Raw genomic sequence first — 11861 nt, 5'->3', positions numbered from 1 at the left:
TGACCTAATATAAAGAAAGAGGAGTTAATAAATGGACAATTCCACATCATTACAAGAAGATCGTAAAGAAAGAAAGGATAACTACTTCGTTTGGCTTTTTAAGCAATTACACGGTTGGCCAGTTCAAAATTATATGCTTTGGTTCTTTGCTTTTGGCTTCCAATTAGCTATTTTGATTCAAAACAAGATTACTACTTTAACAACAATTACTTTTATTGGTACATTGCTTGGGACTTTATGTGTTTTAGCTATTAATGCAACGAAAGCAATTAATGGATGGTTAGGATTAATCTCAGCAGCTTGTTTCATTTATGCAGGACTAGCTGCTAAGAATTATCTTTCAATTTTTGAACAAATTGCCTATATTTTAACTTTAGACTTACCAGTTATTATTTCAGTTAGATCTTGGAATGATGATACTAAGAACCACTTACGTAAGTTTGGTACTAAAGAATGGATTGTTGCTATTGTTGGTACATTAGTTGTTTACGCTGTATCTGGTTACTTAATCGGTAAATTTACTAATGATCCACGTCCTTGGATCGATGCTATCAGTTTTGCAATTTCATTAACTGCTGGTATTATGTGCTTCTTACGATACAACAACCAATATTTCTGGTGGACTGCCAGCGGAATTTTTCAACTAATTCTTTGGGGCATTACTTATGCACAGGGAGATGCAACTTTAGCAATGGCTGTTAACTCCTTAATTTACGTTGTTAATGATGTTTTAGCCTTTACCGTTTCACCATGGTTCAATATGGGAAGAAAACGTGAAGGATTAAAGTCTATTAAAGACTAATGGTAATCAAAATAAGTTAAAATTAGCATGTCGAGTTCGACATGCTTTTTTTTGTGAGGTATCAGAAATGAATGAAAATTGGACTGAAAATTATAAAAACGCTGCACAAGGTAATGACTATGTAAGGTTAAATGCGGGACTAATGAAAGTAAAATACCTCGATAATTATCTTTCTTCGTTTCCTAGTACTTTGCTCAGTTTTAATAAGACTGGAGAATTTACATATTATAAACAATTACCAGGGATGAATTACAATCCACCAGAACTTGGAGAAAATATTACGGCTCTTGGTCAAACCGAAAACGAAAAGGAGCAATTAACAGAAATATTCCACAAGTTAAGCACAGGGGAAGAAAAAGAATTGCACTTTGTGGATCAAACTAATACCCAAAAACGATTTATGGTAGACACATATCGGGCTATTTTTGATAAAGACCATCAGTTTGCTGGAATTAATGAAACGGTTCAAGATATTTATCCACTTGTGGAATACTACTTAAAAGAAACCGGACAAAAATTGGTTGATGATCCCAATAATCCTAAAGGGGACATTTATCGTAAAAATCAGAAAATTGATGCAGAGAGTGGAGCCTCGGAACTATAGTTAATTGACAGAAAAATATTTTTTCTTAAAATATAATTAAAAATAGTTTGGGGGATAGTAAAAATGCCTGAAATCGATCAAAAATATATTCAAGATAAATTTATAGAATACTGTAAAGTAAATACCCGATCAGACGAACAAAGTACAACTGTACCGACGACTGCCGGTCAAGTTGACTTGTTGAAAATTATTGAGAAAGAATTAGAAAAATTAGGCTTAGAAGGGATTTCTTTTTCAGAAGAAGATTCATATTTAGTAGGAAAACTAAAAAAGACAACTAAGAAAGAAGTAACTCCAATTGGTTTTGTAGCACATGTAGATACGGCTGATTTTAATGCAGAAAATATTAAGCCATTAATACATCAAAACTATGATGGAAAGGATATTTTTTTAAAAGAGGGACGTGTCTTATCCACAAGTGAATTTCCTAGTTTAAAAAAACATTTAGGTGAAACTTTGATTACCGCTGATGGCACTACATTACTTGGTGCAGATGATAAGGCGGGAATTGCTGGATTACTAGGAATGCTCAAATCTTTAAAAGAAAATCCTGATCTTGAACATGGAGATATTTGGGTTGCTTTTGGTCCAGATGAAGAAATTGGTAAAGGTGCTGCTCGTTTTAATGTGGAACGTTTTCCTGTGGAATTTGCTTATACATTAGATAATGGTGATCCAGGAGATATTGCCTTTGAAACTTTCAATGCTGCCGCTGCTACAATTGATTTTCATGGAACAGTAGTTCATCCTGGGGAGGCATACGGGCTTATGGTCAATGCAGCATTGATAGCTAGTGAGTTTATTCAAGCTTTACCAGCAAGTGAGGTGCCTGAAAATAGTAAAGATTTTGATGGCTATTTTATGGTTTTATCCAATAATGGCAATGTCGATCATGCACAAATTCAACTGATTATTCGAGATTTTGATACTGATGGTTTTGAGCAAAAGAAAAAGTTAATCACAAGTACAGTGGATAAGTTGAATAAAAAGTATGGAACAAATCGAGTAACTTTTGAAATGCATGATCAATATCATAGTCCAGGAGATTTGATTAAAGAGCATCCCTATGTAGTAAATCTAGTTTTACATGCCTATAAGTCTCTTGGATTAGAGCCAAAAGTTATTCCATTTCGAGGAGGAACAGATGGCGATTTTATTTCAGAAAAGGGTATTCCTACACCTAACTTATTTAATGGGGGAGCAAATTTCCATGGACCATATGAATATGTAACAACAGAAAGTATGGCTCTTTTAGCTAAAACCTTGATTGAAATTGCGAAGCAGCATGTTTTATTAAATGATAAACGTGACGAAAGTACATTAAGGAGAAAGTACTAGACTTAAATGAATTTCTATACAATAAATTATATTCAGAACCATCAAAATACAGATCGAACAGCCTTATATATTCTAATGATTGTTGCTGCCAGTGCGATGATCATTTTTACAATTCTATATTTACGTGATCGTTTTAATACCAGATATAGGGATTTAGGAATCATTGCCCTCTTATTTTTATTATTATTTACCGGCACGCAATATGAAAAATATGTGCAAAATAATGAACAGAAGTCTAAAGCTGCCCAAATTGTTCCCTTTATTAAATCAGTTGCTGATGATGAAAATGTTAAAGAAAGCGATGTGATGGTCAGTTCACTGAGTTTGCAGGATGGGATGATTGTGCGAATTGATTCGAAAAATGAAGACTATCAATTGAATTTAAACGAAAATAATAATAGCTATACATTAAATCGAGCGCACGTGATTGATCATCATGTATATGTGCAAAAGTAGGTAAAAGATGGATTATACACAATTATTTATTAAGTTTTCTCTAGGGATATTAACCTTGATTATTCAAATTAATGTTTTTGGAAAAAGTAATTTAGCTCCCACAACAGCTTTGGATCAATTACAAAATTATGTACTGGGCGGAATTATCGGTGGTTTAATATATAATCAAAGTATTACCGTTCTTCAATTTTTATTGGTATTAATCGTTTGGACTTTAGTAGTTTTTATTTTGAAGTTTGGTCGTGAGCGCAGCAATTGGATTCGTAATTTGATTGATGGAAAACCGGTTCAAGTAATAAAAAATGGTCATGTGTTGGTCGGAAATTGTATGAAAGCTGGTATTTCTGCCAATGAATTAATGTTTAGACTTAGAAGTCGCGGAATTTATTCAGTTGAAAAAGTGAAAAATTGTATTTTTGAACAAAATGGCCAATTAACGATAATTGAAAATGATGAAGATAATATTCGCTTTCCGATTATTAGTGATGGGCAGATAAATGAAGACGTTTTGGATTTAATCCATAAATCTAATGCCTGGCTTGAACAAGAAGTAAGTTATAATAGTCCTGATGATGTCTTTTTAGGAGAATATATTGATGGACAATTACGTCTGGTAGGATATTCTGAAAAATAAAAAAGGAAGAAATGATCATGAAAGATTTTAAAGAAATAAAAAATGGTTAACGGATGCCGATGCGGTTATTGTGACTGCAGGTAATGGCTTTGCACAAATGGAAGGCCTTGATATGTTTGACAATTTGGCTTTTCCGATTGAATATAAAAATATAAGTGAAAAATATCATGTAAAAACAATTGCGGATGCACTAGATAAAGATTTTGATTCTTGGGATGAAAAATGGCAATTCTGGAGTCAACTAATTAATGAGTATTCAGTTGAATATGAGCCAAGTAAAGCAATGAAGCAATTAAAAGAACTGTTAGATGGAAAGAATTATTTTATTGCTACTAGTACTTTTGGCCATTTTTTTGAAAAAGCTGGCTTTGATCAAGAAAAAATCTTTAATGTTTTTGGTGACTGGACAATGATGCAGTGCTCTAGTGGTTTAAATCACGGTACACGTTCTGATCTGTCAACAGTGAAGAGATACGTTAATGGCCAGGGTGAGGTTCCAAGATGTGAGGATTGTAATTCACCAATGGAACTTCATATGCCGCTAAATGCTCACTTCTTTCCAGATGAAGATGCAAATACTAGATTTCGTTGGTTCTTAACAAGAAATCAGACTAATAAGGTTGTAGTGCTTGAACTAGGAGTTGATCCAACTAGTCCTCAGCTTCTTGATCCAATGGTAAAACTGGTTGAGCAGTTCAAAGATTGGCATTATGTAGCAGCAGACTTAAGTCAAGATGAATTGCCGGACGATATCCAAAAAAGAAGTGTAGGCCTAGAAATGGCTCTTCCTGAAGCAATTGAAAAGATTTCAAAATAATGAAAGGTAAAAAATGAGTATTTCAGTTATTCAAGGTGTTTTACGAATTCCAGCAGCTCAAGAAAAAATACGTCAAAAAGGCATTGAAAAGCCTGGTTTTCCTGATAACTATACCTTAATTGATGTGGAAACTACGGGGCTTAGTCCATACCGTGATCGGATTACAGAGATGGGTGGTTTAAAGGTTCGCCATGGAGAAGTAGTTGCAACTTTTTCAGAATTGGTGAAGTTTCCTGATAGCAATAAGGTGCCTGCTTTTATTACCAAATTAAATGGAATTGATGAAACGACGATTGAAGAAAAGGGACTACCGGTTCAAGAGGCAATAAAGAAGTATCGGGAATTTATCGGTAGTGATCCGATTGTTGGATATAATGTGAATTTTGATTTGAATTTTGTCTATGACCTAGCTGAAAAGTATCACTTAACTGTCTTAAATAATGATTATGTTGATGTTTATCGTTTGGCTCGTAGTTTTTACCCACAAGAACAACACAATCGTCTTTTAGATTGCATGCACCGATTAGATATCGCAGAAACGCAAGAGCATCGCGGTTTAGATGACTGCCTAGATACAAAAAAGGTTTTTGACGAATTTCATCGATTATTTAGACAGGAACATATGCTTAGAGCGCAAGAAATGGTTAAAACACTAGACTTAACTAGTGAATGGCCTGAGATTGTTAAACAAAGCCAAGCTTTCCGTAGTCCTTTTGCTCATAAGAATGTTGTAATTGCTGGTGACTTAGATGTAGATGAATATGACCTAGCTAATGCTGTAAAGAATTTGGGTGGCTTTATTCGGGATGAAGTTGGTCAAGATACAGACTACCTTTTAGTTGGAGATCATGATTTCTTCAGAACTGATATTGTTGAATTAAATAAGGCAAGAGCATTAAAGAAACAAGGTCAAAATATTAGAATTTGGTCGGAGCAATTTTTCTTGAATGTTCTTGATAATTGGGCACGTAGTTAAAATATTTTTTACATTAAAAAGGGAATCCTAAAGCAGGATTCCTTTTTTGATATGGGGAAGATTTACATGTACGAGCCAACCAATATTAATTGAAACAATAATAAAAGTGAGAATGGTAATGACTTCAAAGCTTGACCAGATGAGACAAGAAATAGTTCCAATTAAAGTTGTACTAATAAAAAGAAAAATAGTTGATTTTTTTAACTTAAATTGCAGTTTATTGTAATGAGTTGAAAATAATAGTCCTAAATAGAATAAACCAATTCCACAATATAAACATAAAACAGCAAACCATGAGTTAGCATCCGATTCATGGATAAATTTTATACTTACAGTAATTAAACTAATTCCAAAGATTATTAAATAGTGAAGATAAATTAGTATATTACCTGTTACATCTTCTTGGTCTTCATTAATTAATTTATCAAATTGTAGTGCATAAGTGAAAAATAGCAACGCAACGGTTAAAAAGATAAGAATAGAATAGAAGGAAAAAGTTTTAGGTTGAAAGTAATCCGCAATACCAATAATTGTTTCACCAAAGATAATAATTACTAGGAGATTCAGTCGTTCAAGTAAATGAGGAAAAATAATTGGATGTTTAAGAGTATATTTTGTAGTGAGAAGTGGCATTAACCAGCTTAATATGATGCCGATAACAGCTAAAATAAAGCCAAAAATGTTATCTAAAATCCCCCGATAACTAATGTACTTGCCCTAAAAATTAAAATCATAAAAAATGCCCGGGAAATATTTCGATCGACAGAATTTTTAACTTGAAAGTAATTGATTAAATAGTGGCTTGCTAGAGTAAACGAAAGTAATCCAGTCGAAATAAATAGAACTTTCATCTCTGTTAGATTATTAGTATCAAAAGAATTAGACATGTAAAGTAAGATCATCATATCAATAAAGTAAAAAGCAATGTCAGCCCAACTACCGATACCATATCTATTAGTAAAGACAGTCTGAATCATCCATGAATTAATAAAAATAATTACAATCAATGCAAAAAGAGCAAAAGAGGCAGGTGAAACTAATCCATGCTCTAGATGATGGAGAATCTCGATTGTTTTAGATATCATGTAGACAAAAACGAGGTCATAAAACAAGGCAATTTTTGAGACTCGCTTATTTAATATATTTTGCATCCAGCCTACCTACTTTCTAAAATTCCTCATGTTCATTAGGATCAAATCTTCTTGCAGAAATTTTGTCTAAATTGATAAGTTTTTGGACTTCTTCAGGCGTTAATTTGAAATCAAAAATATCCAAATTGCTAATTTGATGTTCATAGGAACTAGCTTTGGGAATAGGAACAACATTAAGTTGAGTTTCCCATCGTAAAATTATTTGAGCGGGTGACTTATGGTATTTTTGAGCTAAGTCAATAATTTCTTTTTCTTGAAAAGCTTCACCTGCACGCTGCAACGGACTCCATGCTTCGGTAATGATGTTATGGTTATCATCATACTCACGAATTGTCTTGCTGGACCAGTAGGGATGAAGTTCTACTTGGTTAACAGCGGGCATAACGCCTGTTTCACGGTACAAATGTTCAATATGTGATGGCTCAAAGTTAGAAACACCTACTGAGCGAAGTAAGCCAAATCTTTGAGCATCTAGCATGGCTTGCCAGGCTTCAAGATAATGATTCTCCTTTGGGTTTGGCCAATGGATAAGATAGAGATCATAGTAATCAAGGTTAGCAGCATAAAGCGACTCTTGAATTTGTTCTATGGCTTCCTGATATTTGTGATGACGACCTGGTAATTTAGATGTTATAAAAATATCATCACGATTTAGACCGCTATTTTTAATAGCACGACCTACTGCTCCTTCGTTTTCATAATTAACAGCAGAATCAAGTAAACGATAACCGTTCTTTAGTGCGGCTTGAATAGCAAAAACTCCACGAGAACCATTTAATTTATAGGTTCCGAAACCAATCTTAGGAATTCGATTTCTATCATTTAAATTAAAGTATTCCATTCTTAATCTTCTTTCTATTTTCAGTATACTTATTACGTTTATTGTAGCAGTCTGAATAAACAAAAACTTATTAATTACATTGCAAACGTACGTTCAAATATCTATACTGAAAGAAATAATGTTAGGGGAAAGAATAAATGGCGAAGAGAAAAAAATATCGAAAAAAACAGACAAATACAGTAGCAAACTGGATTATAGCGCTAGTAATTATTATTTGGGGTGGTTGGTTTAAGCTTAATTCTTCTAATCAAGTAGCGAATCAAAATCAAAACCAAGATAATTCCCAGCAAGTAGTAAAGAATGCTACAACAGCGGATACCAACTATGGCGGATTGTCCAGTACTGACTATCAAAAATTAGCTAATTTAGACTTTAAGAGCGGGGACAAGGCCTATGTCTATGTAAATAATAATAAGTCAACTTTGATCAAGAATGCCTGGAAGGTTAATAAAGTAATCTATTCTAATTTAGATAATTTGAACCGAACTTCTCATTCAAATACTGCCTTCTTAGAGCCAAGAAATGTGGCGAATGATTCTTTACGTGTAAGACAGTTTATTAATCCAACTGCATGGCATTCTAATCGTGAAAATGGGACTCAAATTTATAATCGTGGACACTTAATTGCTTATTCAGTTTCTGCAGGAATCGATCAAGATGGAAATTATAACCCTAATAATCAATCAGGTGATCAAAATAATCCTAAAAACCTATTTACGCAAACAGCTTTTTCTAACCAGAAAATTCAGACTATTTTTGAAAGAAAAGTACGTAATGCCTTAAAACAGGGAAATAAGGTTATTTTTCAGGCAACGCCAATTTTTAGGGGAAATGAATTAATGGCACGTGGTATTAATTTGCAGGCTATAAGTTTAAATAATAATTTGGATTTCAACGTTTATATCTATAACGTGCAGCCTGATTATGTATTTGATTATAATAATGGTAGGGCTAAAATAGATCGTAATATGGTAGTTAATCAATAGTTAATTTTTATATTTATATGGGAGCTAATTAACTGTTAACCAAAATATAGAAATCTATAGAAGAAGGTAGAAGATTAGGCTTATTTAGAAAGCTAAACATGGAAAATAAGCTTTAATTCAATACTTACTTGTTTTGCTTTCCTTCCTTAGATAAACTTATGTTTGTATTTTAGGAGGTGAAGCAATGATTAAAACTCAAGTAGTTAAGCTAAAAGTTAATAAACCAATGCAAAAACATATTGATGCCTTGTGCGACTATCGCCGATACTGCTGGAATAAAGGCTTAGAAACTTGGCAATTAATGTATGAAGCCCATAGCTTGAACAAGCAAGATAATCCAAGTCCCAATGAACGCAGAGTCCGTGATGAACTAGTTGCTAATAAAGCTGACTGGCAATATGATTTGTCTGCTAGATGTTTACAACTAGCTGTTAAAGACTTAGCTAATGCTTGGAAAAATTTCTTTGATAAAGCTCAGTCTGATTGGGGTAAACCTAAATTTAGATCTAAGAAAGCACCTAGACAAGGCTTTAAAACTGACAGAGCTAAGATTGTTAATGGCAACCTTTGCCTTGATAAACCAAGAAGCATCTCAAAAGAGTCTTGGTTTGATCTAGTAAGTTATGAGTCTTTAAAGATGAATGAAGTCAAAGTAGTAAGTATCTTCAAAGAAAAAGGGAGCTATTATGCGGCTTTGCCTTATGAAGAAGAGATTTCAAGTAAAGCTAAAACTCATCAAAAGACAGCAGTTGATATTAATGTTGGTCATTTTAACTATACCGAGGGGCAAATTAATGTTTTGCCAGCTAAATTGCAAAAGCTTTATAAGCGTATCAAACATTATCAAAGAGTCTCAGCACGTAAAAGAGAAGTTAACGGCAAGTTAGCTACAAAATCAAATAATTACTTTGCGGTGAGAACCAAACTGCAAAGAGATTATCGTAAAGTGGCTAATATCCAAAATGATCTTTTACAAAAGTTCACTACTAAGCTTATAGATAATTACGACCAAATTGTAATTGAAGACTTAGCAGTTAAAGAAATGATGATGACGCACGTAGCCTCCAAAGGAATGCAGAGATCGTTATTTAGCAAGTTTAGACAAATACTAACTTATAAGTGTGATTGGTATGGCAAAGAATTAATCTTAGCTAATAAAACATACCCATCAACACAAAGATGCGCTCAGTGTGGTTATGTCAAGACTGGCGACGAAAAAATCACTTTGCAAGGTAACAAAAAGCATGGTACCAAACATAATGAGTATATTTGTTATGAATGTGGCTACAGTAATGATCGAGATGAAAATGCGGTTTTAAACCTTTTAGCTTTAGCGAAATAAAGAAAATAAATGGGGCTGGCTAGGCCCTTAAGCTGTAAGAGCTGGTCAATGTGTGGAATATTAGAACACTAGTAAAGACGACAGTAAATGAAACAAAGAAAGGAAAAATATATCTTTCTGATATGTAGAAAATTCGTATTCTTCTACATATTTCCATGTTTTATATAGCAGAAAATAATGAACAAAAGCAAGGATAACTGTACGGCAATGATTGTCGGAAAAAAGGCTACAATTGATGGTTCAACCATTATTGCTCGTGATGAAGACGGTTATGGCGGCATTAATGAAAAGACTTTTGTTGTCCATGAAGCAAAAGATTATGATGAAGAATATGTTTCAAAATATAATGGTTTAAAGCTTCATTTAAAGGGACATGGTTGTAAGTGGACTGCCACTCCAACAGCTGATGAATCAGAAGGTCGCTGGGATGAACAAGGAATTAATGAATATAACGTTGCTATGTCGGCTACTGAAACAGAGGCCACAAATGCACGTTGCTTAGGTCATGATCCATTAGTAGAAAATGGAATAGATGAAGATTCGATGGTTTACCTGGTCTTACCGTTTGTTAAAAGTGCTCGTGAAGGGGTAGAGCGTTTAGGTAAATTAATTGAAAAATATGGTACTGGCGAAAGTAACGGTATCGCTTTTTCTGACCACGATGAAGTTTGGTATTTTGAAACTGGCGCTGGTCATCAATGGGTAGCACAAAGAATTCCCGAAGATTCCTATGCAATTTGTCCTAATATAATGGTGATTCAAGATATTGATTTTGATGATCATGATAATTTTATGTATGCACCAACTATTCGTGATTTTGTAGAAAGAAATCACTTAAATCCAAGTACTGATGGTAAGTGGAGTTTTAGAGATATTTTTGGTACCAAAGCAGAAGCAGACAGTTACTATAACACCCCAAGAACTTGGTATGGACAAAAGCTGTTTAATCCAAGTATTGAGCAGGATCCGTTAAGTCAAGAAATGCCATTTATTAGAAAACCGGAAAAGAAAATTGGCGTTGAGGATGTAGAATTTTTCTTGTCTAGTCACTATAACGGTACTGAATATGACCCAATGGGGTCTTTTGCTTCAGGAGATGATAAGAAGCAAAAAATGTTTAGATCGATTGCTTTGGACAGAAATCAATCTAGTTGTATTCTTCAAATTAGAAATGATGTTCCTAAAAAAATAGCAGGTATTCAGTGGGTTAACTTTGGTTTTTATGCTTATAGTCCTTATGTACCTTTCTATACCAATATTGATGACACACCATTAAATTATCAAACGGCTAGTCATATGGTTACTCCAGAGTCTAGTGCATATTGGTTGTATAAGAGTTTGCAAGTTTTAGTAGAGCCAAGATATCATCAGTTTATTTACCAAGTTGAGAACTTTAGAGATGAATGCCAAAGTTACGCTGTTAGTCGCATTTCAGCAACCGATGAGAAAGCTGGAGAATTATCTGGAAAAGAGCAAACTAAATATTTAACTGCTGCTAATGCTGAAACGGCTGCATATATTACTAATGAAACTAAGAAATTAATAAGTGATTTGACGAGACAAGCACTAAATTCTTCTAAATTTCAATTTGAACGTGGCGACAATTTGTAATTTTTTAAAAAACACTGCACAAGATGTAGTGTTTTTTATTGTTCGCCTTTCTCTATCTTGTATGTTGGTAAAACAGATTCCAAGGGGACATCTAAAAAATGCAAGAGGTAAAATACGATTTATTTTTATTTTTATGGAAATATCGTTCCTTAAATGATATCATTATCCACATCTTATCCACAAAAAAACAGAAAAAATTCACAAAGTACGAATTATTTATTGAAAAAATATTTGTGATTTTGTTGCTTTTATCATAAAATTTGTGATGTAATATGATTTAAATCTAAATGTAGTAGTGAGAGA

The 11861-nt window shown here is 33.5% G+C and carries 11 protein-coding genes and 1 pseudogene; 10 read left to right on the top strand and 2 right to left on the bottom strand.

Annotated elements, in window-relative coordinates:
* Positions 1-31 precede the first annotated feature (31 nt).
* The 7 genes from pnuC to GTO82_RS08360 all read left to right on the top strand — a co-directional run bounded on the left by pnuC (position 32) and on the right by GTO82_RS08360 (position 5627).
* On the top strand, positions 32-802 hold the full coding sequence (gene pnuC / locus GTO82_RS08390) for a nicotinamide riboside transporter PnuC (RefSeq protein WP_180873172.1): 771 nt from the start codon (positions 32-34) through the stop codon (positions 800-802).
* Positions 803-869: 67 nt separating this feature from the next.
* Positions 870-1406: a PAS domain-containing protein gene (locus GTO82_RS08385; RefSeq protein ID WP_180873171.1), complete on the top strand. Its 537-nt coding sequence runs from the start codon at positions 870-872 to the stop codon at positions 1404-1406.
* 63 nt (positions 1407-1469) lie between these two features.
* A complete protein-coding gene (gene pepT, locus GTO82_RS08380) occupies positions 1470-2744 on the top strand; it encodes a peptidase T (RefSeq protein ID WP_180873170.1) in 1275 nt (424 codons plus the stop codon).
* 6 nt (positions 2745-2750) lie between these two features.
* Entirely contained in the window at positions 2751-3200 is a 450-nt protein-coding gene (locus GTO82_RS08375; protein ID WP_180873169.1) for a DUF3290 domain-containing protein, read from the top strand.
* 7 nt (positions 3201-3207) lie between these two features.
* Positions 3208-3834: a DUF421 domain-containing protein gene (locus GTO82_RS08370; protein WP_180873168.1), complete on the top strand. Its 627-nt coding sequence runs from the start codon at positions 3208-3210 to the stop codon at positions 3832-3834.
* A 97-nt stretch (positions 3835-3931) separates the two neighbouring features.
* The gene (locus GTO82_RS08365; protein ID WP_432759958.1) at positions 3932-4651 is read left to right on the top strand and encodes a Sir2 family NAD-dependent protein deacetylase; all 720 of its coding nucleotides are present in this window, start codon (positions 3932-3934) and stop codon (positions 4649-4651) included.
* 13 nt (positions 4652-4664) lie between these two features.
* A complete protein-coding gene (locus GTO82_RS08360) occupies positions 4665-5627 on the top strand; it encodes an exonuclease domain-containing protein (protein ID WP_180873167.1) in 963 nt (320 codons plus the stop codon).
* A 27-nt stretch (positions 5628-5654) separates the two neighbouring features.
* On the opposite strand, the pseudogene GTO82_RS08355 reads toward GTO82_RS08360, so the two are convergent.
* A pseudogene (locus GTO82_RS08355) lies at positions 5655-6778 on the bottom strand (low temperature requirement protein A).
* Positions 6779-6794: 16 nt separating this feature from the next.
* Positions 6795-7619 carry an aldo/keto reductase gene (locus GTO82_RS08350; RefSeq protein WP_180873166.1) on the bottom strand — a complete coding sequence of 275 codons (825 nt, stop codon included), beginning with the start codon at positions 7617-7619 and terminating at the stop codon, positions 6795-6797.
* Between the two features lie 137 nt (positions 7620-7756).
* On the opposite strand from GTO82_RS08350, the gene GTO82_RS08345 reads away from it, so the two are divergent.
* The 3 genes from GTO82_RS08345 to GTO82_RS08335 all read left to right on the top strand — a co-directional run bounded on the left by GTO82_RS08345 (position 7757) and on the right by GTO82_RS08335 (position 11558).
* Positions 7757-8605: a DNA/RNA non-specific endonuclease gene (locus GTO82_RS08345; protein ID WP_180873165.1), complete on the top strand. Its 849-nt coding sequence runs from the start codon at positions 7757-7759 to the stop codon at positions 8603-8605.
* A gap of 184 nt (positions 8606-8789) precedes the next feature.
* Complete coding sequence (locus tag GTO82_RS08340) at positions 8790-9947, top strand: RNA-guided endonuclease InsQ/TnpB family protein (RefSeq protein WP_180873164.1); 1158 nt, start codon at positions 8790-8792, stop codon at positions 9945-9947.
* A gap of 177 nt (positions 9948-10124) precedes the next feature.
* Positions 10125-11558: a C69 family dipeptidase gene (locus GTO82_RS08335; RefSeq protein WP_180873163.1), complete on the top strand. Its 1434-nt coding sequence runs from the start codon at positions 10125-10127 to the stop codon at positions 11556-11558.
* Positions 11559-11861: the final 303 nt, after the last annotated feature.

Origin of the sequence: Lactobacillus johnsonii, assembly GCF_013487865.1 — a bacterium.
Classification (GTDB): Bacteria; Bacillota; Bacilli; order Lactobacillales; family Lactobacillaceae; genus Lactobacillus; species Lactobacillus johnsonii_A.
The sequence above is the reverse complement of the archived record's forward strand: the minus strand, read 5'-3'. Positions and strand labels throughout refer to the sequence as shown.